Below are 24,565 nucleotides of genomic sequence, written 5' to 3'. Positions count from 1 at the left end.
ATGAACAGCACGCTTATCCAGACAGACCGTTTCACCCTCAGTGAAACCGAGCGCTCGGCCATCGAGCACGAGCTGCATCACTACGAAGACCCGCGCGCGGCGTCGATCGAAGCCTTGAAGATCGTCCAGAAGGAACGTGGCTGGGTGCCGGACGGCGCCCTCTACGCCATCGGCGAGATCCTCGGCATCCCGGCCAGTGATGTTGAAGGTGTGGCAACGTTCTACAGCCAGATCTTCCGCCAGCCCGTGGGCCGCCACATCATTCGCGTGTGCGACAGCATGGTCTGCTACATCGGTGGCCACGAGTCGGTGGTCAGCGAAATCCAGAACAAGCTGGGCATCGGCCTTGGCCAAACCACCCCGGACGGCCGCTTCACGCTGCTGCCGGTGTGCTGCCTGGGCAACTGCGACAAGGCGCCGGCGTTGATGATCGACGACGACACATTCGGTGACGTGCAGCCTGCTGGCGTGACCCAATTGCTCGAGGGCTACCCATGACCCTTACATCTTTCGGCCCGGCCAACCTGATCAAGCGTTCGCCTGAGACCCACCCACTGACCTGGCGCCTGCGTGACGATGCCGAGCCGGTATGGCTCGACGAGTACCAGGCCAAGAACGGCTACGCCGCTGCGCGCAAAGCCTTCGCCGACATGGCCCAGGACGATATCGTCCAGACCGTGAAAGACGCCGGCCTCAAAGGTCGCGGCGGTGCAGGCTTCCCCACGGGCGTGAAGTGGGGCCTGATGCCCAAGGACGAATCCATCAACATCCGCTACCTGCTGTGCAACGCGGATGAAATGGAGCCGAACACCTGGAAAGACCGCATGCTGATGGAGCAACTGCCCCATCTGCTGATCGAAGGCATGCTGATCAGCGCCCGCGCGCTGAAAACCTACCGCGGCTACATCTTCCTGCGTGGCGAATACACCACCGCCGCCAAGCACCTCAACCGTGCCGTGGCAGAAGCCAAGGCCGCCGGCCTCTTGGGCAAGAACATCCTCGGTTCGGGTTTTGACTTCGAACTGTTCGTGCACACCGGCGCCGGGCGTTACATCTGCGGTGAAGAAACCGCACTGATCAACTCCCTCGAAGGCCGCCGCGCCAACCCGCGCTCCAAGCCGCCCTTCCCTGCCGCCGTGGGCGTGTGGGGCAAGCCGACCTGCGTGAACAACGTCGAGACCCTGTGCAACGTACCGGCGATCATCGCCGACGGCGTCGACTGGTACAAATCGTTGGCCCGCGAAGGCAGCGAAGACATGGGCACCAAGCTCATGGGCTTCTCCGGCAAGGTCAAGAACCCGGGCCTGTGGGAGCTGCCTTTCGGCGTGACCGCCCGCGAGCTGTTCGAGGACTACGCCGGCGGCATGCGCGACGGCTACACCTTGAAAGCCTGGCAGCCAGGCGGTGCCGGTACCGGCTTCCTGTTGCCCGAGCACCTCGACGCACAGATGTATGCCGGCGGCATCGGCAAGGTGGGCACCCGGATGGGTACCGGCCTGGCGATGGCGGTGGACAACACCGTGAACATGGTCTCGCTGCTGCGCAACATGGAGCAGTTCTTTGCCCGTGAATCGTGCGGATTCTGCACCCCATGCCGCGACGGTCTGCCGTGGAGCGTCAAGCTGCTGATGGCCCTGGAAAACGGCGAAGGCCGCGAGGGTGACATCGAGACCCTGCTGGGTCTGGTCGGTTTCCTCGGCCCAGGCAAGACCTTCTGTGCTCACGCACCGGGCGCCGTGGAGCCATTGGGCAGCGCAATCAAATACTTCCGCTCGGAGTTCGAAGCCGGCATCGCGCCTACCAGCGCCGCCGTCCCGCCTCTGGCGAGGCCGATCGTAGTCGGCGCGTAACGCTTAAAGAGCGAAGGGTCCGTGCCCTTCGCTTTCTCATGTGCTGACGCCGTCAAGGCTGTGTAGATGCACATGAATAACAAGATTCCATTAGCCACGCCCGCTGACAACGGGCCAACGAAGAACTTTGAACCATGGCCACTATCCACGTAGACGGCAAAGCGCTCGAAGTCGATGGGGCGGACAACCTGTTACAGGCGTGTCTGTCACTAGGCCTCGACATCCCTTATTTCTGCTGGCACCCCGCGCTTGGTAGCGTCGGTGCCTGTCGCCAGTGTGCGGTCAAGCAATACACCGACGAGAACGACACCCGTGGTCGTATCGTCATGTCCTGCATGACCCCAGCCACCGACAACACCTGGATTTCCATCGACGATGATGAATCCAAGGCGTTCCGCGCCAGCGTTGTCGAATGGCTGATGACCAACCACCCCCACGACTGCCCGGTCTGTGAGGAAGGCGGTCACTGCCACCTGCAAGACATGACGGTGATGACTGGCCACAACGAGCGTCGTTATCGCTTCACCAAGCGTACCCACCAGAACCAGGACCTCGGCCCGTTCATTTCCCACGAGATGAACCGCTGCATCGCCTGCTATCGCTGCGTGCGCTTCTATAAAGACTACGCCGGCGGCACCGACCTGGGCGTCTTCGGCGCCCACGACAACGTGTACTTCGGTCGCGTTGAAGACGGCGTGCTCGAAAGCGAGTTCTCCGGCAACCTCACCGAGGTCTGCCCGACCGGTGTGTTCACCGACAAGACTCACTCCGAGCGCTACAACCGTAAGTGGGACATGCAGTTCTCGCCGAGCATCTGCCATGGCTGCTCCAGCGGTTGCAACATCTCCCCGGGCGAGCGCTACGGCGAACTGCGTCGGATCGAAAACCGCTTCAACGGTTCGGTCAACCAGTACTTCCTGTGTGACCGTGGCCGCTTCGGCTATGGCTACGTCAACCGCGAAGACCGCCCACGCCAGCCGCTGCTGGCCGGTGGCGCCAAGCTGAGCCTGGACGCGGCGCTGGATAAAGCCGCCGACCTGCTGCGCGGGCGCAACATCGTCGGTATCGGTTCGCCACGCGCCAGCCTCGAAAGCAACTACGCGTTGCGCGAGCTGGTCGGTGCCGAGCACTTCTACTCCGGCATCGAAGCCGGTGAACTGGAGCGCATCCGCCTGGTGCTGCAAGTGCTGAACGACAGCCCGCTGCCCGTGCCGAACATGCGCGACATCGAAGACCACGACGCCATCTTCGTGCTCGGTGAAGACCTGACCCAGACCGCTGCCCGCATCGCCCTGTCGCTGCGCCAGTCGGTCAAGGGCAAGGCTGAAGACATGGCCGAGGCCATGCGCGTACAGCCGTGGCTCGACGCCGCCGTGAAAAACATCGGCCAGCACGCGCTGAACCCGCTGTTTATCGCCAGCCTGGCCGAAACCAAGCTCGACGACATCGCCGAAGAATGCGTACACGCAGCCCCCGACGACCTGGCCCGCATCGGTTTCGCCGTAGCCCACGCCCTTGACGCCAGCGCGCCTGCCGTCGACGGCCTGGACACTGAAGCCGTCGAACTGGCCCAGCGCATCGCCGACGCCCTGCTCGCGGCCAAGCGCCCGTTGATCATTGCCGGAACCTCGCTGGGTTCCAAGGCGCTGATCGAGGCGGCTGCCAACATCGCCAAGGCCCTGAAGCTGCGCGACAAGAACGGTTCCATCAGCCTCGTCGTGCCGGAAGCCAACAGCCTTGGCCTGGCCATGCTCGGTGGCGAATCGCTGGACGCGGCGCTGCAAACCGTGATCGACGGCAACGCCGACGCCATCGTGGTGCTGGAAAACGACCTGTACACCCGCACCGATGCCGCCAAGGTTGATGCTGCGCTCGACGCCGCCAAGGTGCTGATCGTTGCCGACCACCAGAAGACCGCCACCAGCGAACGTGCCGACCTGGTCCTGCCAGCCGCCACCTTCGCCGAAGGCGACGGTACCCTGGTCAGCCAGGAAGGCCGCGCCCAGCGCTTCTTCCAGGTGTTCGATCCGAAGTACATGGACGCCAGCATCCTGGTTCACGAAGGCTGGCGCTGGCTGCATGCCCTGCGCGCGACCCTGCTGAACCAGCCGATCGACTGGACCCAGCTCGACCACGTCACCGCTGCCGCCGCCGCAAGCGCACCGCAGCTGGCACGTATCGTCGATGCTGCACCGTCCGCCTCGTTCCGCATCAAGGGCTTGAAACTGGCCCGCGAACCGCTGCGTTACTCCGGTCGTACCGCCATGCGTGCTGATATCAGCGTGCACGAGCCGCGTACCCCGCAAGACCCGGACACCGCGTTTGCCTTCTCCATGGAAGGTTACTCGGGTTCGGTCGAGCCGCGTCAGCAAGTGCCATTTGCCTGGTCGCCGGGCTGGAACTCGCCGCAGGCCTGGAACAAGTTCCAGGACGAAGTCGGTGGTCACATCCGTGCTGGCGACCCGGGCACCCGCCTGATCGAAAGCACAGGTGATTCGCTGAACTGGTTCGCCGCGGTACCGCGTCCGTTCAACCCGGCCCAGGGCACCTGGCAGGTTGTGCCGTTCTTCCACCTGTTCGGCAGTGAAGAAACCTCTTCCAAGGCCGCGCCGGTACAAGAACGCATCCCAGCCGCCTATGTGTCCGTGGCCAAGTCCGAAGCCGACCGCCTGGGCGTCAACGACGGCGCCCTGCTCAGCCTCAACGTGGCTGGCCAGACCCTGCGCCTGCCGCTGCGCATCAACGAAGAGTTGGGTGCCGGCCTGGTTGCACTGCCCAAAGGCTTCGCCGGTATTCCAGCGGCGATCTTTGGCAAAACCGTTGACGGTCTGCAGGAGGCAGCGCAATGACCTGGTTCACCCCTGAAGTGATCGACGTGATCATCGCGGTCGTCAAGGCCATCGTGATCCTGTTGGCCGTGGTCGTCGCGGGCGCCCTGCTCAGCTTCGTCGAACGTCGCCTGTTGGGCTGGTGGCAGGACCGTTATGGTCCGAACCGCGTTGGCCCGTTCGGTATGTTCCAGATCGCCGCCGACATGCTGAAAATGTTCTTCAAGGAAGACTGGACCCCGCCGTTTGCCGACAAGGTGATCTTCACCCTGGCACCCGTCGTGGCCATGAGCGCCTTGCTGATCGCCTTCGCGATCATCCCGATCACCCCGACCTGGGGCGTCGCGGATCTGAACATCGGCTTGCTGTTCTTCTTCGCCATGGCCGGCCTGTCGGTCTACGCGGTGCTGTTCGCCGGTTGGTCGAGCAACAACAAGTTCGCCCTGCTGGGCAGCTTGCGGGCCTCGGCCCAGACCGTCTCCTACGAAGTGTTCATGGGCCTCGCGCTGATGGGCATCGTGGTGCAGGTCGGCTCGTTCAACATGCGCGACATCGTCGAGTACCAGGCGCAGAACCTGTGGTTCATCATTCCGCAGTTCTTCGGCTTCTGTACTTTCTTCATCGCTGGTGTGGCCGTGACTCACCGTCACCCGTTCGACCAGCCGGAAGCGGAACAGGAACTGGCCGACGGTTACCACATTGAATACGCCGGCATGAAATGGGGCATGTTCTTCGTCGGTGAGTACATCGGCATCATCTTGATCTCGGCCCTGCTGGTCACGCTGTTCTTCGGCGGCTGGCACGGTCCGTTCGGCATCCTGCCGCAGTTGGCGTTCTTCTGGTTCTTCCTGAAGACCGCGTTCTTCATCATGTTGTTTATCCTGCTGCGCGCTTCCATCCCGCGTCCACGGTATGACCAGGTGATGGATTTCAGCTGGCGTTTCTGCCTGCCGCTGACCCTGATCAATTTGCTGGTGACGGCTGCCGTTGTGTTGTTGAACACGCCAGCCGGCGCGGTTCAGTGAGGATTTGACCCATGTTCAAATATATTGGCGACATCGTTAAGGGTACCGGTACCCAGTTGCGAAGCCTGGTGATGGTTTTCGGCCATGGCTTCCGCAAACGCGACACCCTGCAATACCCGGAAGAAGCGGTGTACCTGCCGCCGCGCTATCGCGGCCGCATCGTGCTGACCCGTGACCCCGATGGCGAGGAGCGTTGCGTAGCCTGCAACCTGTGCGCCGTGGCGTGCCCGGTGGGTTGCATCTCCCTGCAGAAAGCTGAAACCGAAGACGGTCGCTGGTACCCGGACTTCTTCCGCATCAACTTCTCGCGCTGCATTTTCTGCGGCCTCTGCGAGGAAGCTTGCCCGACCACCGCAATCCAGCTGACACCGGATTTCGAGATGGCCGAGTTCAAACGTCAGGACCTGGTGTACGAGAAAGAAGATCTGCTGATCTCTGGTCCCGGTAAAAACCCTGATTACAACTTCTATCGTGTTGCAGGTATGGCCGTTGCCGGTAAGCCGAAAGGCGCCGCACAAAACGAAGCCGAGCCGATCAACGTGAAGAGCTTGCTGCCTTAAGGAAGAAAGATGGAATTCGCTTTCTATTTCGCATCGGGTATTGCAGTGGTGTCCACGCTTCGCGTGATCACCAACACCAACCCCGTGCACGCCCTGCTCTACCTGATCATTTCGCTGATCGCCGTGGCCATGACCTTCTTCAGCCTCGGCGCACCGTTCGCCGGTGTACTGGAAGTGATTGCCTACGCCGGCGCCATCATGGTGCTGTTCGTGTTTGTGGTGATGATGCTCAACCTGGGGCCGGCCTCGGTCGCCCAGGAGCGCGTCTGGCTCAAGCCCGGCATCTGGCTCGGCCCGGTGATCCTGGCAGCCCTGCTGCTGGCTGAACTGCTGTATGTGCTGTTCGCTCACCAGAGCGGCCAGGCCATCGGCCACACCACCGTGGACGCGAAAGCCGTGGGCGTCAGCCTGTTCGGCCCGTACCTGCTGGTGGTCGAACTGGCTTCGATGCTGCTGCTCGCTGCAGCCATCACTGCCTTCCACTTGGGCCGCAACGAAGCCAAGGAGCAATGACGATGCCTGCTATCCCTTTGGAGCATGGTCTGGCGGTCGCCGGCATCCTGTTCTGCCTTGGCCTGGTCGGCCTGATGGTCCGCCGTAACATTCTGTTCGTGTTGATGAGCCTGGAAATCATGATGAACGCCGCTGCACTGGCATTCATCGTGGCAGGTGCACGTTGGGGCCAGCCGGATGGACAAGTGATGTTCATCCTGGTGATCAGCCTGGCAGCCGCCGAGGCCAGTATCGGCCTGGCGATCCTGCTGCAGCTGTATCGTCGCTTCCACACGCTTGATATCGACGCTGCCAGTGAGATGCGCGGATGAACATGATCTTTCTGACTTTCGTATTTCCCCTGATCGGTTTCCTGCTGCTGTCGTTCTCCCGTGGACGCTGGTCGGAAAACCTGTCTGCCCTGATCGGCGTGGGTTCCATTGGCCTGTCGGCGATTGTCGCCGCCTACGTCATCTGGCAATTCAACGTGGCACCGCCGGAAGGCGGCCACTACACCCTGGTGCTGTGGCAGTGGATGTCGGTGGAGGGCTTCAAGCCCAACTTCGCCCTCTACATCGACGGCCTGTCGATCACCATGCTCGGCGTGGTCGTCGGCGTGGGCTTCCTGATCCACCTGTTCGCGTCCTGGTACATGCGCGGTGAAGCCGGCTACTCGCGCTTCTTCTCGTACACCAACCTGTTTATCGCCAGCATGCTGTTCCTGGTGCTCGGCGATAACCTGTTGTTCCTGTACTTCGGCTGGGAAGGCGTGGGCCTGTGCTCGTACCTGTTGATCGGTTTCTACTACAGCAACCGCAACAACGGTAACGCGGCACTCAAGGCTTTTATCGTGACCCGGATCGGCGACGTGTTCATGGCCATCGGCCTGTTCATCCTGTTCCAACAAGTGGGCACGCTGAACATCCAGGAACTGCTGGTGCTGGCACCGCAGAAATTCCAGGTCGGCGACTTCTGGATCACCCTGGCGACCCTGATGCTGCTGGGCGGCGCCGTAGGTAAATCGGCGCAACTGCCGCTGCAAACCTGGCTGGCGGATGCCATGGCCGGTCCTACCCCGGTTTCCGCACTGATTCACGCGGCAACCATGGTGACCGCCGGTGTCTACCTGATCGCACGTACCCATGGCCTGTTCACCCTGGCGCCGGAAATCCTGCACCTGGTGGGCCTGGTCGGCGGCGTGACCCTGGTACTGGCCGGCTTCGCCGCGCTGGTACAGACCGACATCAAGCGGATCCTCGCCTACTCGACCATGAGCCAGATCGGCTACATGTTCCTGGCCCTGGGCGTCGGCGCCTGGGACGCGGCGATCTTCCACCTGATGACCCACGCCTTCTTTAAAGCCCTGCTGTTCCTTGCTTCCGGTGCGGTGATCGTTGCCTGCCACCACGAGCAGAACATCTTCAAGATGGGCGGCCTGTGGAAGAAACTGCCACTGGCCTACGCCAGCTTCATCGTCGGTGGTGCCGCACTCGCTGCCCTGCCACTGGTGACCGCAGGTTTCTACTCGAAAGACGAAATCCTCTGGGAAGCCTTTGCCAGCGGTAACCAGAACCTGCTGTACGCAGGCCTGGTCGGTGCCTTCATGACCTCGCTGTACACCTTCCGCCTGATCTTCATCACCTTCCACGGTGAAGCCAAGACCGAAGCACACGCAGGCCACGGCATCTCCCACTGGTTGCCACTGTCGGTGCTGATCATCCTGTCGACCTTCATCGGCGCCATGATCACTCCGCCACTCGCCGGCGTCCTGCCGGAAAGCGCTGGCCATGCCGGCGGTGCTGCCAAGCACAGCCTGGAGATCGCCTCGGGCGCCATCGCCATCGCCGGTATCCTGCTGGCGGCCCTGCTGTTCCTCGGCAAGCGCCGCTTCGTCACGGCCGTTGCCAACAGTGGCATTGGCCGCTTCCTTTCGGCCTGGTGGTTCGCCGCCTGGGGCTTCGACTGGATCTACGACAAACTGTTCGTCAAGCCCTACCTCGCCATCAGCCATGTACTGCGCAAAGACCCGCTCGACCAGACCATCGGTTTGATCCCGCGCGCCGCCAAGGGTGGTCACACTGCCCTGAGCCGCAGCGAGACTGGCCAATTGCGTTGGTATGCAGCTTCCATGGCGGCTGGTGCCGTCCTGGTGATCGGCGCCATTGTTGTGGTAGCGGTCTGATATGAACTTTGCGAACTTGCGAAAGGAAACGAGCCCGTCATGATTCTGCCCTGGCTAATCCTGATCCCCTTTATCGGCGGCCTGCTCTGCTGGATGGGTGAACGCTTCGGCGCCACCCTCCCCCGCTGGATTGCGTTGCTGACCATGTCCCTGGAACTCGCTCTCGGCCTCTGGCTGTGGGCCCACGGCGACTATTCATTTGCTCCGGCGCCTGGCGCCGATCCGACCTGGGCGCTTGAGTTCAAGCACGTCTGGATCCAGCGCTTCGGCATCAACGTGCACCTGGCCCTCGACGGCCTGTCGCTGTTGATGATCCTGCTGACCGGCCTGCTGGGTATCCTCTCGGTACTCTGCTCCTGGAAAGAGATTCAGCGTCACGTGGGCTTCTTCCACCTGAACCTGATGTGGATCCTGGGCGGTGTGGTCGGCGTGTTCCTCGCCCTCGACCTGTTCATGTTCTTCTTCTTCTGGGAAATGATGCTGGTGCCGATGTACTTCCTCATCGCGCTCTGGGGTCACAGTTCTTCGGACGGCAAGAAAACCCGGATCTACGCGGCGACCAAGTTCTTCATCTTCACCCAGGCTTCCGGCCTGATCATGTTGGTGGCGATCCTGGGCCTGGTACTGGTCAACTTCAACAACACCGGCGTGATTACCTTTAACTACGCCGACCTGTTGAAAACCAAGATGTCGCTGACCACCGAGTACATCCTGATGCTGGGCTTCTTCATCGCGTTCGCGGTGAAGCTGCCGGTGGTGCCGTTCCACTCCTGGCTGCCGGATGCGCACGCCCAGGCGCCAACCGCAGGTTCTGTGGACTTGGCCGGTATCCTGCTGAAGACCGCTGCTTATGGCCTGCTGCGTTTCGCCCTGCCGCTGTTCCCGAATGCCTCGGCCGAGTTTGCGCCGATCGCCATGACCCTGGGTCTGATCGGGATCTTCTACGGTGCCTTCCTGGCCTTCGCACAAACCGACATCAAGCGCCTGATCGCCTTCTCGTCCGTTTCCCACATGGGCTTCGTACTGATCGGCATCTACTCCGGCAGCCAACTGGCGCTGCAAGGCGCGGTGATCCAGATGTTGGCCCACGGTGTTTCGGCGGCTGCCCTGTTTATCCTGAGTGGCCAGCTGTACGAGCGCCTGCACACCCGTGACATGCGTGAAATGGGTGGCGTGTGGTCGCGCATCGCGTACCTGCCGGCGATCAGCCTGTTCTTCGCCGCCGCGTCCCTGGGCTTGCCGGGTACCGGTAACTTCATCGGCGAGTTCCTGATCCTGATGGGGTCGTTCGTCCAGACGCCTTGGATCAGTGCCATCGCGACGTCCGGCCTGGTGTTCGGTTCGGTCTACTCGCTGATCATGATCCACCGCGCGTACTTCGGCCCGGCCAAGTCCGACACCGTCCTGCAAGGGATGGATGCTCGCGAACTGATCATGGTGCTCGGCCTTGCGATATTGCTGATCTACATCGGCGTGTACCCGCAACCGTTCCTGGACACTTCTGCCGCAACGATGCATGGCGTGCAGCAGTGGTTCGGCACCGCCTTCTCTCAACTCGCTTCGGCCCGGTAAGAGCGCTATGGAATTCACGATCCAACACTTTATCGCGCTTGCGCCGCTGCTGATCACCAGCCTCACCATCGTGGTGGTGATGCTGGCGATCGCCTGGCGCCGCAATCACTCGCAAACGTTCCTGCTGTCCTGTGCCGGTTTGAACCTGGCCCTGCTGTCGATCATCCCGGCCCTCAAGGTCGCGCCACTGGCGGTCACCCCGCTGATGATGGTCGATGACTTCGCGCTGCTGTATATCGCGTTGATCCTGGTGGCGACACTGGCCTGCGTCACCCTCGCCCACGCCTACCTCGGCGAAGGCGGCACCGGCTACCCAGGCAACAAGGAAGAGCTGTACCTGCTGATCCTGCTGGCTGCGGCCGGCGGTATCGTGCTGGTCAGCGCGCAGCACCTGGCTGGCTTGTTCATCGGCCTGGAACTGCTGTCGATCCCGACCTACGGCCTGGTGGCCTACGCCTTCTTCAACAAGCGCTCCCTGGAAGCCGGCATCAAGTACATGGTGCTGTCGGCGGCCGGTTCCGCGTTCCTGTTGTTCGGCATGGCCCTGCTCTACGCCGAAGCCGGCAGCCTGAGCTTCACCGGTATCGGCCACGCCCTGGCCGCCACCAACAGCCCGGCGCCGATTGCCCAGTTGGGCCTGGCGATGATGCTGATCGGCCTGGCGTTCAAGCTGTCGCTGGTGCCGTTCCATCTCTGGACCCCGGACGTGTACGAAGGCGCCCCGGCGCCGGTGGCCGCGTTCCTGGCGACCGCGTCGAAAGTGGCGGTGTTTGCGGTGATGGTGCGTCTGTTCCAGATCTCGCCAGCGGCCAACACCGGGGTGCTGAGCAACGTGCTGACCGTGATCGCCATCGCTTCGATCCTGTTCGGTAACCTGCTGGCCCTGACCCAGAACAACCTCAAGCGTCTGCTCGGTTACTCGTCCATCGCCCACTTCGGCTACCTGCTGATCGCCCTGGTGGCGAGCAAAGGCCTGGCCGTGGAAGCCATCGGCGTGTACCTGGTCACCTACGTGATCACCAGCCTCGGCGCGTTCGGCGTGATTACCCTGATGTCCTCGCCGTACAAAGGCCGTGACGCCGACGCCCTGTACGAATACCGCGGCCTGTTCTGGCGCCGACCGTACCTGACCGCCGTACTGACCGTGATGATGTTGTCCCTGGCCGGTATCCCGCTGACAGCAGGTTTCATCGGCAAGTTCTACATTGTCGCTACCGGTGTCGAAGCCCACGAATGGTGGCTGGTTGCCTCGCTGGTGCTGGGCAGCGCCATCGGCGTGTTCTACTACCTGCGCGTGATGGTCACCCTGTACCTGATCGAGCCAAACCTGCGCCGTGTGGACGCCGAGCTGCATTGGGAACAGAAGGCAGGCGGCGTGATGCTGCTGGCCATCGCCCTGCTCGCGTTCTTCCTGGGCGTGTACCCACAACCGTTGCTCACCCTGGTGCAGCACGCGGTACTGGGCGTTTGATCGCTTAGCAGGATGCAGTCAACAGAAACGGCACCTTCGGGTGCCGTTTTTGCGTTCTGGGCAATCACCAGGCAAAGCTTACGCGACCGACTACGCCGCCCCTCCCCCGTCACCGCGAAACGCACTGGGGCTCACCCCCGTCCAGCGCTTGAACGCCCGCCGAAAACTGCGCACGTCGCTGTAGCCGACTTCCTCGGTGATGCGCTCGATAGACAATCCCGGATTGCCCAGCAGCCCCATGGTCCGGGCGCGACGAACCTGCTCCAGCAAGGCCTCGAAGGTCAGCCCGTGTTCGGTCAGGCGCCGACGCAGGGTACGCCCGCTCATGTTCAGGTCACTCGCGACCTTCTCCAAGTGGCTGCCCTGCAAGTCGCGGGAAATTGCGCGCTCCACCGCCTGGATCAGGTCCATCTTCTGGTGCAGCTGGGCACTCTCCAACTCCAGCAACTCCAGGGCCTGGCGCAGCGCCAGGGCATGGTGATTGGGCAAGCGCACATCCAGCCAATGGGGCGCCAGCACCATGCGGTTGTGCAGGCAGCCGAAACGCACATCGGCGCCAAACAGCTGCGGGTACTGCGCCGCATAAGGCGGTGCGGCATGCACGAACTCCACGCGCAGCGGCATGAACTCAGCCCCTACGAGTGCGCGGCCGTACACCATCAGGCTGGCGAAGAACTCCTCGGCGGCAAACACCTGGACCTCGGCATACGGCAGCAGGCACTCGACGTCGATAAACACCTCATGCGGCCCTTCATGTGTGCGGGTGGTGGCGATGCCCCCGGAGGTGTGCTGATGGCGCTCGCCGATGGCAAACGCATCGCGCAAGGTCTTGCACAAGGAAATCACGTGGCCGAGCAAACCGAGGGTGCCGAGCACATTCTGATGGCCCACCCACAACCCCAGGCCCTGGTCGGGCAACACCCTCAGCGCACGCTGGATCATCGCCACCGCCTGGCGATAGGAAATGCGTTGGGCCGGGTCATCCAGGTCAGCCAGGGTGAACCCCAGGCCACGGCACAGGGCCTCGGCATTGGCACCTTTCTGCGCCACCACCTGCCCGAGCGTCTGCAACAGGAACGGCGACACAAGCGCCAACTCGAAGTGCGGGTCTACGGCTTTCCTTTGCATGGCTCGCGGGTTCCTGACTGAGTGCTTCAGTTCTTGTTTTGGAAACATCCTGTTAATCATAGGCGCTTGCAAGAGCCGCTGCACCATGAGTGAAAACTGTCCGGCAAAGTCCCCCTATCTGGCCGCCAAAACCCTGCCCTGCCGGGCGCCCAGGGCTTATTTCTATGGGCCAGCGGTGCCCTAACAATAATAAAGAGGCCAGACATGAACTCCACCCGTGCGTTTCACCCACTGCCGTTCGCCCTGTTGAGCCTGATCAGCCTGCCGGCCCTGGCCACCGAAGGCGGCGTCGACAACATCGGCCCCGGCACCGACGGCTTCTACATCCTGCCCCTGGATGTGAACAACCTGCCGGACCATATGTTCGCCTTCAACCTGTACTACAACCACTACGAAGCGCGGAAATTGGACATCAGCTCCCTCGGCGGCAAGGTGCCGGACGTGCGCATCAAGTCCGACGCGATCATCCCGCGCCTGGACTACCTGAGCCCGGTGCGCATTTTCGGCGGGCGCCTGGGCGGCTACATTGCCCAGCCCTACCTCAAGCAACAGGTGGCGCTGTTCGGTATGTCGGACCAGCGCGAAAGCATGGGCGACACCACGGTGGCGCCGATCATCCTGTGGGACATGGGCCCCCGCCTGACCTTGGCCACCGCCGTGGAGATCACCCTGCCCACCGGCGAATACGACGCTTCGCGGTTGGCCAACACCAGCAACAATTTCTACACCTATAAACCGTTGGTCTCGGCGACCTGGATGCCTGACGATCGCACTGAACTGTCGATCAAGGCTACCTACAGCTTCAACCAGGAAAATCACGACACCGACTACCGCTCCGGGCAGATTTTTCACTTCGATTATTCGGCCAGCTACAAGGTCACTGACAACCTGAGCCTGGGGGTGAATGGTTACTACCTCAAGCAGACTACCGACGATAAGCAGTACGGGCACACGGTGGTGAATATCTTTGGTGAGGAGGTGAACGACGGGGTGCGCGGACAGGTTTTTGCGATCGGCCCGGCGGTGTATTTCACCTTTCTCAAGTACGCCAGCGCAGAGGTGCGGTGGGCCAAGGAGTTTGATGTGGAGAATCGGCCGGAGGGGGATATGTTGTGGGCCAAGGTGACGATTCCGTTTGCTTTGTGAGGTTTTTTTTGGGGGGGGGGGTGGTGTACATATCCGTTATTTGGGTAATGGCCGGGTATGGTTCCGCTCTTACAGCGGGTCACTTTTGAACAGCGCAAAAGTAACCAAAACGCTCTTGCCCCAACACTCGGCACCTCGCCTAGGCTCGGTGTGCCCTCACTCCGGCTTGAATCCGTGGGCCGCCGCAATGGGCCATCCTTGGCCCAGTGCGGCTAACCCGGCGTCCTGCCGGGTTACCCACGGATCCAAGCCTGCGTTCGGCCAGCGTGTTTAATGGGGCGCCTAGATCAAGATCAAGATCAAAAGCGGCTCGCTTCGCATCGTGGGTTGTGGTTGTTTGCGCCAGGCCGGTATTGAGGCCAACACCGCCGATTCCCTGTGGGAGCCGTCGAGCCCCGGCGAGGCCGCGAAAGCGGTGTGTCAGGCACTAAATTCATCGGCAATGCCGCCGCCTTCGCGGCCTCGCTTGGGCTCGACGGCTCCCACATTTGATCTTTGGGGCGGCGGATTATGGGGGGTGACTCAGGGCTGCTTGCGACAGGCCGGTATCGAGGCCAACACCGCCGATCCCCTGTGGGAGCCGGCCCCTACAGATTCCTGCTTTTGATCTAACCACTCAGGCCGGCTGTCAGGCCGCCGTGCTTTTGCTTTTGCTTTTGATCTTGATCTTGATCTTGATCTAGGCGCCCCATTAAACACGCTGGCCGGAATTCGATATTGATTTGGGGGGTAAACCGGCAGGGATGCCGGTTTAGCCGCCCCGCGCCATGGATGGCGCGTGGCGGCGGCCCCCCAAATCAATGTCGGATTACGGGCACACCGAGCCTAGGCGAGGTGCCGAGTGTTGGGGCAAGAGCCCTTTTGGTTACTTTTGGGGCTCTTTTCCAAAAGTGACCCGCCGTAAGGGCGGAACCATAGGCCGCCATTACCCCAACAATGGATCCACCCACAAAAGTCAGCCATAAACAGCCCAAGCATCAACCACCCTCCCCCCCCGAACCGCCAGCAAATCCCCAAACTGCAACAACACAAACTCACTCTGGGTCGGCCGCAAAAACACCTGGTCCTCCACCCTCAAGCCCACCGCAGGCGAGCCATTGACCATCTCCTGGTTAGAGCTACGCCCAAACACCTCATTGCTCTGCAACCCCTGGGGCGATTCAAACTCCGCCATCCAGTTCCCGCCATAAATAAACAACGTCTCCCGCTGGTTCGGGTCCCACCACGAAAACAACCGCGACGCCCCCTCCAGCGCCGGAATATCCACCGGGCCCGTGCTTTTCAACACCGGCGTGGCAATAAACGCCGCCGGCACATGCTCACTCAGCGATGGCAAATCGTAATGCGTAGGCTTGAGCAACGCCGTGCCCACCGACACCTCGGTACTCAAGCGCTCCTGCTCATGAATGCGATAACTCGGACTGCCCGCCGTGTTCAGCGTCAACCCGTCGTGCCATAACCCGGGGAACTGCTGGCGAGTGAAATCCACAGCGCCGTTGTAGCGTTGCATCACCTGCTCGAACAACGCCTGGGGCGAGCCGAGGATACCCGGCACCCCCATGCCCACGAACGGGTCATAGCCCATGAAACCCGCAAACACCAAGTGCTGCGGGTGCGCGCCGATCAGCGTGAGCATCTGCCCCAGCACCGCGTTGTCACGGATACCACCGCGGTGCAGCCCCACATCCAGTTCGATATTCACCCGCAGACGCGTGCCCAGGCCCTGGGCCAGCGTCAGGTACTGCTGCAACCGCTCAGGCGTATCCAGCAGCCACTGCAACTGCCGCGAGGGGTCGAACGGCCCTTTATGCGTTTGATAAAACAGCTCGGCCGAGCGCACCGGCAATGGCTTGCCCATCAGGATATCGGCGTCGGGAAATACCTGCGCATCGTGATTCAGAAACGGCTGGTGAAACGACATCAACCGCTGAGTGCCAGCGCGCTTGGCGATATACGCCAGCAGCCCCGGCGACGGCAGTGACTTCTCCACCAGCCGCAGCTGCTTGCCGCCGCGCTGCACCGATTGCATGACCACGTCGATATTGTGGTCCAGGCGGTCGAGGTCGATCAGCATCACCGGCCGCATCGGGCCATGGGCCTTCAACTCATTATTGAGGTTGCGAAAGTATTCGCTGTACGGCGCGCCGCGATCACTCGGACGCAGCAGCCAGGCACCTGCCGCGACTAAAGCCGCGGTGCCCAGCACAAAATGTCGGCGGTTCATCGGGCCACTCCCAGGATCGATTGCAGGTGCGCATTGAGGAATTTGCCGCTCGGATCCAGCTCGCGGCGCACGCGGGTGAATTCATCCCAGCGCGGGTACAGCGGCTGCAGCGTGCGGGCATTGAGGGTGTGCAACTTGCCCCAGTGCGGGCGCCCGGCGTATTTCCAGAAGATCGGCTCCACAGCGGCGAAGAAGTTGTGGTGGTCCATGGCGTAGTGCTGGTGCACGGAGATCGAGCAACTGTCCCGGCCCTCGAACATGCTCAAGGGAATGTCATCCGCCTTGACGTAGCGGTACTCGATGGGAAACCAGGTGCGCAGGTCCTTGTCGTTGATCAGCTTGAGGATCTCGCGCAGGCACGCCGGGCCGTGTTCGGCGGGCACCGAATATTCCATCTCGTTGAAACGCACGTTGCGCACATTGGCGTAGACCTCGAACGACTCGGCCACCCGGTCCTCGAAACTGGCGAAAAAACGCAGGCTGTTGAGCAAGGTGCGACGCGTGTCCGGAAAGTCGCTGGCGTACTTGTCGAGCTTTTCGATGATGGACACGAATTCGTTGCCGCCCGCCTCGGCCGGGTCGATAGGCGGCGTCGGCGCATCACCGGTTTCGTTGAGGGCGATGGACAGCGCGTAGTCGGAATGGGTCACCACGAGCATTTCCCAGTGCTGGTTCTCGCGGGTGTTCTTCTCGACGTCTTCCAGCAGCTCTTCGGTCCTGGCGATCCATTGGCGTTCACGCAGGCGGTAAGGCGCGCGGTTCTGCGAGCGGATCCGGGTGGCCACGCCCAATGCGCCAAGGGAGACTCGGGCAGCGTTGAACACCTCGGGATGGCGCTGGGCGTCGCAGTCCAGGACCTCGCCCTGGGCGGTCACCAGTTGCAGCCCGGTGACGCAGCCGGAATACGAGGTAAAGCCGACACCGGTGCCATGGGTCGAGGTGGAAATCGCGCCGGCCAGGGTCTGGTAGTCGATGTCCGCCATGTTCGGCAGCGCCTGGCCCACGGCCTTGAGCGCCGGGCCCATGCGCGACATCGGCGTGCCGGCGGCAAAGGTGGCCTGCAACGTGGACGGGTCGTGGTCCAGCAGCCCGTTGAAATAACTCAACGACAGCAACGTGCCGTCGGTGGGCACCAGCGCACTGAAGGAATGCGCCGAGCCCACCGGGCGGATCTGCCCCGGGGCCTGGCGAATCACCTGCACCAGTTCGTCCAGGTCCTTGGGTGCCAGCCGCGCCAAGGGCAGGCAGGTCTGCGCCCCCGACCAGTTGCGCCACGGAATCAGGCGCGGCGCCCGCGCCAACTGGGCGAGTGTCGGGTTACTCGCCAGTGCCAGGAACGCCCCGCCCAGTGCCGAGCCTTGCAAGAGTTGCCGCCGTGAAAGCGTCATCCACCACCCCTTTTATTCTTGTTGGAGTTGAACACCGGCCATAAAGCTGATCAGCGCCACAAACTGCTCTTCGGAACACTGCATGCACAGGCCCATCGGCGGCATGCCGTTGTAGCCGTTGATGCTGTGGTCCAGCAGTGTGTCCACGCCCTGGGCCACACGCGAGCTCCATGCGGCCTTGTCGCCGCTCAGCGGCGCGCCGGACGCCGGGTTGGCGTGGCACAGCTTGCAACTGCTGTCGTAGACCTGGGCCAGTGCCGGGTCGACGGGCATGGCAATCGCGGCCGTGGCACGTGCGGGGGGATGTCTGGGGGTGTCGTCACAGGCGGCAAGCAGGCCGGATACGGCCAACAACAAGGCGATGCAACGCATGGCCAGCCTCTCTTCTTATACGGTGGAAAGCGATTCCACACTAAGGCAGCGGCGGCGCGACGTTGAGGGTTTTGCGGGACACAAAGGGGGGCATTAACGGACAGCCGGATGCGGGGCGTTGGCCTCCCCGCATCCGACCGTGGGGCTTAGAACGCGATACCGACCTTGAAGCCGTATTCATCACGCTTGAGCTTGGTGTTGTCGGCCACTTCCGAGTCTTCGTCGAGCTTGTACTCGGTGCGGGTGTAGTACAGGCCCGCCATCACTGGCAGGTCGCCCTTCTGGTTCATCAGCAGGCTGACCTCGGCATACGGGTTGGTGCGGTCCTTGAGGTCGACGGTGTCGCTGCCGACGTCATCTACCTTGAGCTTGGCGCGCCCGTCGAGGGTGCGGCGCGCACCGGCTTCGACACGCAGGGTCATGTCATCGAACTGGTGGTTGTAACCCAGCGCGGCCTTGGCGAACGGCGATTTGTTGGTGAGCTTGACGTCGTAGTCGTTGGTGTCCGGCTCGTAGCGGGTCCAGCTGTAGCCACCGCCCACGATCACGTCGACGAAGTTGCGCGCATCCAGCGCGGCACGCCAGCCGAGGTCCAGGTCGGCCTGGCCTTCCTTGAGTTTGTTGTCACTCTTTTCGCCGTATTTGGCCTCGATACCGGCCTGGTAGATAAACCCGGATTCGCCGGTCAGCTTGTTGCCGAAGGTGTAGAACAGGCCCGCTTCGGGCATGTGGTCCTTGTCGCTTTCGCTGCCGCCTTCGAGTTTGAAGTCGTTGTAGCTGCCCTGGATCCCGAAGGTCGAAATCGGGTCGGTGGACGGGGCCGCAAACACCACGGCAGGCGCGGCAACCAGTGCCAGTACCGAGGTGTTCTTGAGGAATTTTCCGAATAGCTTGGACATCGTTTTACATCTCCCTGTCTGGTGAGCAAATTATTCAGGAACCGGTTCGAACCCCCGCTCGCGCCAAAGGTTCGAATTAATTTGCCCGGTTTTGGAGGTAAAACGGTTCAGCGCAGGCTCTAGATCAATACTCTTACGCAGTTGCCACCATTAAGCCATCAAGCGCCGGGCGCAACACAGCCGCAGGCGGCAGACGAATACCAAAGGTCTCGCTGAGCAACGTCGACAGCTCATCCGCGCTCTCAAGCGTGCGCTTGTCACTTGGACGATCCAGGTAATGCACCGCGTAGTGGGCGTTGTTCAGGGTATGGCGTTTGCCCGCGGCCAGGCGCGCGACTTTGAGCTGGCCCACAAACGGCGATTGCGGGTGCGTGGAGACGTACCAGTTGCCGATTTCGTAGTCGATGGCCGCCTGCACTTGCAGGTCGAACACATACAAACCACGCCACTCCCCGCCCACCTGCGCCCACAAGGTGTAACTGCCCTGTCCGTCGAAGCTCAGCCGATAGGGTTCGTGGGCGGTGGCCTGCACCGCCTCGCGGTCCAGTTGCAACGGGCTGCTGGGCACCATGCCGCCGAAGCCGACATCGGTGATGTAGCGCACGCCGTCCAGGGTCACCAGGCTCAGGCGGTGGGTGCGCGCGGTGTGCGCATCCGGCGGCCCGCCCATGACCACGCGGCCGGTGATGCCGCGCGCGTCGAAACCCAGCTCCTGCAACAACGCGAGGAACATCTGGTTGAGTTCATAGCAATAGCCGCCCCGCCCATCGAACAGTACTTTTTGCTCGACGCTGGGCAGGTCGATCGGCACGGGCAGGCGCAGCAGGGTCGACAGGCTTTCAAAGGCAAAGGTGCAGACGTGGCGCAGCTGCAACTCCTGCAGTGTCTGCAAGGTCGGCGGTGGCACGGTGTCGTAGCCCAGGCGTTGCAGGTATAGCTGGCTATGAATCAGTCGCGGCATGACACGGTCCTTGGGCACGGGGCGGGTGCGTCACTATGCCGTGCCGACGTGCGGATTGTCATTTTGAATGAACCTTTTTGAACACTCCCGTATCCATCTATAACAAGACAGGGAGGCAACATGAGTACCGCAAAAATCTACACCATCCACTATCAGCTGCACGGTCAACCGAAGTCCTTTGTAGTGCGCGCCGAAGTGATGAACAACGCCGAGGCCTGGCACTGGGCGGCCGTTGATGCCGACATTGCACACGTCAGCCGTATCGGCCGCGTGGGTCACGAGCAGGTGAAGAAAACCACGCGTCCCTGGGCAGAAAAATACGGGATTACCGAAGTGACCTGGACACCACCCAAGTAAACAAAAGCCCCGCTCAATGGCGGGGCTCGTTTACTTCTTCAAGTCGCCCAACGGATCGTAGGGCGGCTTTTTTTTTGCCTCATCCTTATCCTTCTGATCCAACGGCGCGATTGCCGCACCGATGGGGTCGACCTGCGGGTCGGACACGTCCGGCGAGTCCGGGTCGAAGCCCAACTCATCCTTGTCACGCGCCTGTTCGTTGGAAGCCGGGCCATCTGGGCGTTTGTTCATTACCGTCTCCTGTTACAGCGGGCGAGCCTGGTCGTGGAGGTTTTCGAGGTCTTCCTCGACGCGCTCGACATCATCGTGTTCGTCACGCTCTTTCGGGTCGTTGGGGCGCAACGCATCGTTGTCGCGCTCTTCTTCACCGGGTGTGCGATCGGGGTCGGGGGTACCGGGTGGCGGCTGCTTGTAGTCGGGCATGATGGTTCACCTCACGGGGGTTGTGGTGTACCCAGGTTTAGAGAAAGCCCTGGGAACCATCGTTCAACTTGATTGCGCAAAGCATGCGAAGATGCCAGCCCTAAGTGGAGAAATGACCCGGATGTTCGAACTCAAACCCTGCGACCCCGTCACCTACCGCCAACAGACCCGCCGCAGCACGCTGATCGTGGCGGTGCTGTTCCTGGCCTTGGCGATGCTGCTGTCGAGCCTGGCGGTGATGCTGTTCGGCGAGCCCGGCGGTGACAACGTGCGTTTCAATGTCGGCGGCGTCTTTGCCGGGGTGCTGGTTACCGTCGCCCTGGTGCGCGGGCTGTTCTGGAACCAGCCGTGGCTGGCGGCAGCGGTGTATGGCTGGCAGCTCAAGCGCAGCCTGATGAGCGTGACCAATGTGATGCACACCGTCACCGCGCGCGTGCAGGCCGATGATCCGACTGCGATCAAGCTGCTGCGCTTCTACCACCTGGGGCTGACGCAGATGCACGCGTTGGACGCCAACTCCAGCGCCCAGGCGCAACTGGCCGGGGAGATCCTGGCGCACGCTACGAAAATGCAGGCACTGGGGATCGACACCGAGCAAACCCGCCTCGATCCCGCCTGGCTGGAACGTCTTAAAAGCGCTTAAGCCAATACGCCGATACGTTGCCGATCCGGCCAGAACAGCGCCGCCTGGCCGCAGGGCCGGTCCGCCGCATCGAGCAAGGTCCACACCACCCCGGCATAAATCATGAAGGGCTGGTTATGCGCGTCCACCCGCCAACCGCTGTAGCCCTCGGCGATGCCATGGGCGCTGACCTGTTCCAGCAGCGCCTGGCGCGCGGCGCGGTCCAGTTCCGAGGCACTGAACCGCGACGGCATGCCGATAAAGCGCTCGCGCGGGTATTTGAAGCACTGCAAGGCGCATTCATTCACGTAGGTAAAACACGGGTCCGCTGCGCCATCATGGGCCAACAGACTGTAGGGCGCCTGGGTGTGCAGCCAGTCCAGGCGTTGTTGCAGATCCAGGTGAGCGGGCGCCGGCAGTCCCTGGCCGGTCCAGTGGCGATAGGCAGCGTCCAGCACCTGTATCAAGGGTTCTTGTCGGGACACACACAACCTCAGCTTGTCAGTTGGAAATCCTCGCGCGCCAGCAGAACACCGCGCTCACGGCAATCGCCGCGCCGGCCACGCCGAACACCCACGGTGCCGAGGCGATCGGCAGCAGCAGGCCCGCCAGCAACGGCCCGAGGCCCGCGCCGATATCACGCCACACCGCATTGGAGGCCAGGGCCGACACGCGCATCGAACCGGGGTTGCGCTCGGCCACCAGGGTGGTCACCAACGGCAGTTGCAGCGCACGCAGCACCAGCACCGCCGCTGCGCCGACAATCACCCAATAGCTGCCGAATGCGGTGAGGGCCAGGGCACTCAGGAACGAAAACAGCAACAGCATCGACGTCGCACCAAAGCGCTGGGCCGCATGGCCGCCGAGGGGACTCAGGAGCATTTCGGAGACATAACGCAGCGCCATCAAGCCACCGGCGATCAACACCGCATCGCCACCGAGCAGCTTCTGCGCCTGGATCGACAGGCCAAAGATAAACAGCCCGTCGAGTGCCACCCCTTCGATAAACGACCACAGCGCCACACTGTCGGGCCACTTGAAACGCCGCCCCGGGGTGCTGTGCAAATCATGTCCGACAGTAGGCAGGCCGCGCGCCATCCACAAGCCCACGAGGCAGCACCCGGCCAGAATCAGAAAAATCGGACGCGGCCCGGCCCACATTGTCAGCCAGCCACCCAGTGGCAACGCCAGCATCGGCCCGAGGGCGATCAACGCCCGCGACCGCCCTGCCCGGCGCGCGGCACCGGCCGGTTCCGCGGTCGCCAGCACTTGGGTCGAGAGGTTCAACGCGGCAAAACACAAGCCCCAGACCAGTCGCAGCCCGAGCAGCGCCGCAAAGCCCGACAATACCGAATTGCCCAGCGCGCACAGCGTGGCGGCCCCGGCGGCGATCATGCAGGTCAGCCGGTCGCCGTTGCGCGCGTAGAAATTCAACACATGGCGGTAACCGAAAATCCGCACCAGGCGGTTGGCTGCCAACAGCACCCCGGCCTGCGCCAGGGTGATGCCGAAGGCCTGGGACTCCATGGGCAGCAACAGGTAGAGCAACACGTCACTGGGCAGGCATAAGGCGAGGGTCAGCGCGGCGCGGCGGGACTGGGTATCAGCGGTACGGAGGGCCAGGCTGGACATAAATCTGAAACATCCCGAAATATTCAGGTCGCCACGGTAGCCTTCCCACCGCGGGTTTTACAACGGCTTTTTCCCGTAGGGCAGCAAACGCAAGCCACTGGCCACGGCGCCCACCAGCGCGAATGCACAGCCCAGCCACAAGGCATACTGCGGGCCGCTGCCGACAAACAGGTGGAAACACAAGGCCACCAACGACGCCCCCAGTGTCTGCCCGAGCAAGCGTGAAATCGCCACGATACCGCTGGCACCGCCGCTGCGTGCCAATGGCGCGCTGGTCATCAACGCCTTGAGGTTGGGCGACTGAAAGAAACCGAAACCGGCACCGCACAACGCCATGCGCCAACCGATATCGAACGCCGAGGCGCCGCTGCCCAGGCTCGCCAGTGCGGCCATGCCCACACTCAGCATCAGCAGGCCGATGCCGCACAACGCGCCCAGCGATACGCGGTCCGCCAGGCGTCCGGCCACCAGCGCCATCACCGCAACCACCGCCGGCCACGGCGTCATCAGGAAACCGGTTTCCACCTGGCTATGCCCCAGCACCGCCTGCAACAGGAACGGCAGTGACACAAACGCCAGGCCCTGGGCGCTGAAGGCACAGATTGCCGTCAGGGACGACAAGGCAAACACCGGCCGCTTGAACAGGTCCAGGGCCAGCATCGGCGCCGGGTGCCCGGCCTGGCGACGCAACAACAACGCACCGCACACCAGCGCAACGGCGATCAGGCCCAGGGTCAGCGCGCCCTGGGCGCCATGCACCGCCGTGCCCAGGCCCAGCACCAGCAAGGCGAATAGCCCGGCACACAGCACCGCCGCCAACCGGTCGAAGGCGTGCCCGGTCATCGGCAGGGTCGGCAATGAGCGCAATCCCAACGCCAAGGCCAGCAGCCCCAAAGGCACGTTGATCAGGTACAGCCAGTGCCAGGTCGCCACCGAGAGGATGGCCGACGCTGCGGTCGGCCCCAGGGTAAACGCCAGCCCGACGACCAGCGAGTTATAGCCGAGGCCACGCCCGAGCATTTTCGACGGGTAGATATGCCGCAGCAGCGCGGTATTCACGCTCATGATCGCCGCCGCCCCCAATCCTTGCACCACCCGCGCAGCGGTGAGCGTGACCAGCGAACCGGCCAGCCCGCAAAACAGCGACGAGAGGATAAACACCAGCAACCCGCCGAGGTAAACGCGGCGATGCCCCAGCACATCACTCAGGGACGCGAATGGCAGCACCGTGGCGATAATCGCCAGTTGATAGGCGTTGACCACCCAGATCACCGAGGCGGAATCGGTGCCGATCCCTTCGGCCAGGGTAGGCAGTGCGGTATTGACGATGGCCGTGTCCAGGGTGGCCATGCCGATCCCCAGGGAGATCGCGATCACGGCCGGCAGGCGTTTGTTGAGGGGCAGCCCATCGGCAACAGAAGACATGAACAATC

At 62.5% G+C, this 24,565-nt stretch carries 24 protein-coding genes; 13 read left to right on the top strand and 11 right to left on the bottom strand.

Features of this window, described 5'->3' with window-relative positions; all coding sequences use genetic code 11:
- The 10 genes from nuoE to nuoN all read left to right on the top strand — a co-directional run bounded on the left by nuoE (position 1) and on the right by nuoN (position 11,980).
- Positions 1-498: an NADH-quinone oxidoreductase subunit NuoE gene (gene nuoE / locus AC07SI_RS23885; RefSeq protein WP_003174721.1), complete on the top strand. Its 498-nt coding sequence runs from the start codon at positions 1-3 to the stop codon at positions 496-498.
- Entirely contained in the window at positions 495-1,850 is a 1,356-nt protein-coding gene (gene nuoF, locus AC07SI_RS23880; protein ID WP_099587018.1) for an NADH-quinone oxidoreductase subunit NuoF, read from the top strand. Before nuoE ends, nuoF begins: the two co-directional genes overlap by 4 nt.
- A gap of 134 nt (positions 1,851-1,984) precedes the next feature.
- Positions 1,985-4,699 carry an NADH-quinone oxidoreductase subunit NuoG gene (gene nuoG, locus AC07SI_RS23875; protein ID WP_213553244.1) on the top strand — a complete coding sequence of 905 codons (2,715 nt, stop codon included), beginning with the start codon at positions 1,985-1,987 and terminating at the stop codon, positions 4,697-4,699.
- Complete coding sequence (nuoH, locus tag AC07SI_RS23870) at positions 4,696-5,703, top strand: NADH-quinone oxidoreductase subunit NuoH (RefSeq protein ID WP_003219563.1); 1,008 nt, start codon at positions 4,696-4,698, stop codon at positions 5,701-5,703. Before nuoG ends, nuoH begins: the two co-directional genes overlap by 4 nt.
- 11 nt (positions 5,704-5,714) lie before the next feature.
- Complete coding sequence (gene nuoI, locus AC07SI_RS23865) at positions 5,715-6,263, top strand: NADH-quinone oxidoreductase subunit NuoI (RefSeq protein WP_003174725.1); 549 nt, start codon at positions 5,715-5,717, stop codon at positions 6,261-6,263.
- 9 nt (positions 6,264-6,272) lie between these two features.
- The gene (gene nuoJ / locus AC07SI_RS23860) at positions 6,273-6,776 is read left to right on the top strand and encodes an NADH-quinone oxidoreductase subunit J (protein ID WP_065907526.1); all 504 of its coding nucleotides are present in this window, start codon (positions 6,273-6,275) and stop codon (positions 6,774-6,776) included.
- Between the two features lie 2 nt (positions 6,777-6,778).
- Positions 6,779-7,087: an NADH-quinone oxidoreductase subunit NuoK gene (gene nuoK, locus AC07SI_RS23855; protein WP_003174727.1), complete on the top strand. Its 309-nt coding sequence runs from the start codon at positions 6,779-6,781 to the stop codon at positions 7,085-7,087.
- On the top strand, positions 7,084-8,937 hold the full coding sequence (nuoL, locus tag AC07SI_RS23850) for an NADH-quinone oxidoreductase subunit L (RefSeq protein WP_065907528.1): 1,854 nt from the start codon (positions 7,084-7,086) through the stop codon (positions 8,935-8,937). The genes nuoK and nuoL overlap by 4 nt, the downstream gene beginning before the upstream one ends.
- A 39-nt stretch (positions 8,938-8,976) precedes the next feature.
- Positions 8,977-10,509 carry an NADH-quinone oxidoreductase subunit M gene (nuoM, locus tag AC07SI_RS23845; protein WP_495006627.1) on the top strand — a complete coding sequence of 511 codons (1,533 nt, stop codon included), beginning with the start codon at positions 8,977-8,979 and terminating at the stop codon, positions 10,507-10,509.
- A 7-nt stretch (positions 10,510-10,516) separates the two neighbouring features.
- Complete coding sequence (gene nuoN / locus AC07SI_RS23840) at positions 10,517-11,980, top strand: NADH-quinone oxidoreductase subunit NuoN (RefSeq protein ID WP_003192122.1); 1,464 nt, start codon at positions 10,517-10,519, stop codon at positions 11,978-11,980.
- A 90-nt stretch (positions 11,981-12,070) separates the two neighbouring features.
- Here the strand turns inward: nuoN and AC07SI_RS23835 are convergent, their stop codons facing one another.
- Positions 12,071-13,108 (bottom strand): AraC family transcriptional regulator, encoded by a 1,038-nt coding sequence (locus AC07SI_RS23835; RefSeq protein WP_065907530.1) that lies wholly within the window; start codon positions 13,106-13,108, stop codon positions 12,071-12,073.
- Between the two features lie 204 nt (positions 13,109-13,312).
- Here AC07SI_RS23835 and AC07SI_RS23830 point away from each other — a divergent pair, with 204 nt between their 5' ends.
- Positions 13,313-14,254: a SphA family protein gene (locus AC07SI_RS23830; RefSeq protein ID WP_495006626.1), complete on the top strand. Its 942-nt coding sequence runs from the start codon at positions 13,313-13,315 to the stop codon at positions 14,252-14,254.
- A gap of 955 nt (positions 14,255-15,209) precedes the next feature.
- Here AC07SI_RS23830 and AC07SI_RS23825 read toward each other — a convergent pair.
- The 5 genes from AC07SI_RS23825 to AC07SI_RS23805 form a co-directional block, all read right to left on the bottom strand.
- On the bottom strand, positions 15,210-16,418 hold the full coding sequence (locus AC07SI_RS23825; RefSeq protein ID WP_495006636.1) for a DSD1 family PLP-dependent enzyme: 1,209 nt from the start codon (positions 16,416-16,418) through the stop codon (positions 15,210-15,212).
- A gap of 56 nt (positions 16,419-16,474) precedes the next feature.
- Positions 16,475-17,806, bottom strand: coding sequence for a D-arabinono-1,4-lactone oxidase (locus tag AC07SI_RS23820; protein ID WP_315420985.1), 1,332 nt, complete (start codon positions 17,804-17,806; stop codon positions 16,475-16,477).
- Positions 17,807-17,878: 72 nt separating this feature from the next.
- Positions 17,879-18,238, bottom strand: coding sequence for a c-type cytochrome (locus tag AC07SI_RS23815; RefSeq protein ID WP_495006625.1), 360 nt, complete (start codon positions 18,236-18,238; stop codon positions 17,879-17,881).
- 146 nt (positions 18,239-18,384) lie between these two features.
- Positions 18,385-19,137 carry an outer membrane beta-barrel protein gene (locus tag AC07SI_RS23810; protein ID WP_495006624.1) on the bottom strand — a complete coding sequence of 251 codons (753 nt, stop codon included), beginning with the start codon at positions 19,135-19,137 and terminating at the stop codon, positions 18,385-18,387.
- Positions 19,138-19,270: 133 nt separating this feature from the next.
- A complete protein-coding gene (locus tag AC07SI_RS23805) occupies positions 19,271-20,098 on the bottom strand; it encodes an arylamine N-acetyltransferase family protein (RefSeq protein ID WP_495006623.1) in 828 nt (275 codons plus the stop codon).
- Between the two features lie 120 nt (positions 20,099-20,218).
- Between AC07SI_RS23805 and AC07SI_RS23800 the strand changes: the two genes are divergently transcribed.
- Positions 20,219-20,455: a DUF6555 family protein gene (locus AC07SI_RS23800; RefSeq protein ID WP_065900922.1), complete on the top strand. Its 237-nt coding sequence runs from the start codon at positions 20,219-20,221 to the stop codon at positions 20,453-20,455.
- A gap of 30 nt (positions 20,456-20,485) precedes the next feature.
- Here AC07SI_RS23800 and AC07SI_RS23795 read toward each other — a convergent pair whose 3' ends face one another.
- Together AC07SI_RS23795 and AC07SI_RS23790 are read right to left on the bottom strand one after the other, a co-directional pair.
- Complete coding sequence (locus AC07SI_RS23795; protein WP_065900928.1) at positions 20,486-20,686, bottom strand: DUF6021 family protein; 201 nt, start codon at positions 20,684-20,686, stop codon at positions 20,486-20,488.
- A 12-nt stretch (positions 20,687-20,698) separates the two neighbouring features.
- Positions 20,699-20,878, bottom strand: coding sequence for a hypothetical protein (locus AC07SI_RS23790; protein WP_065900931.1), 180 nt, complete (start codon positions 20,876-20,878; stop codon positions 20,699-20,701).
- A gap of 121 nt (positions 20,879-20,999) precedes the next feature.
- Between AC07SI_RS23790 and AC07SI_RS23785 the strand changes: the two genes are divergently transcribed.
- Positions 21,000-21,521, top strand: coding sequence for a DUF3087 family protein (locus tag AC07SI_RS23785; protein ID WP_495006622.1), 522 nt, complete (start codon positions 21,000-21,002; stop codon positions 21,519-21,521).
- Here AC07SI_RS23785 and AC07SI_RS23780 read toward each other — a convergent pair.
- Genes AC07SI_RS23780 through AC07SI_RS23770 form a run of 3 tightly spaced genes read right to left on the bottom strand, consistent with a single transcriptional unit; the run spans position 21,518 to position 24,557 of the window.
- Positions 21,518-21,958 carry an MEKHLA domain-containing protein gene (locus tag AC07SI_RS23780; protein WP_495006635.1) on the bottom strand — a complete coding sequence of 147 codons (441 nt, stop codon included), beginning with the start codon at positions 21,956-21,958 and terminating at the stop codon, positions 21,518-21,520. The two genes, AC07SI_RS23785 and AC07SI_RS23780, sit on opposite strands and share 4 nt — an antisense overlap.
- Before the next feature lie 43 nt (positions 21,959-22,001).
- The gene (locus AC07SI_RS23775) at positions 22,002-23,132 is read right to left on the bottom strand and encodes an MFS transporter (RefSeq protein WP_106803414.1); all 1,131 of its coding nucleotides are present in this window, start codon (positions 23,130-23,132) and stop codon (positions 22,002-22,004) included.
- A gap of 57 nt (positions 23,133-23,189) precedes the next feature.
- Positions 23,190-24,557: an MFS transporter gene (locus tag AC07SI_RS23770; protein ID WP_495006621.1), complete on the bottom strand. Its 1,368-nt coding sequence runs from the start codon at positions 24,555-24,557 to the stop codon at positions 23,190-23,192.
- Positions 24,558-24,565 lie beyond the last annotated feature (8 nt).

It is taken from the genome of Pseudomonas sp. GW821-FHT05D12 (assembly GCF_059419825.1).
Note: the sequence above shows the minus strand (reverse complement) of the source record. Positions and strands in the feature narration are given on the sequence as shown.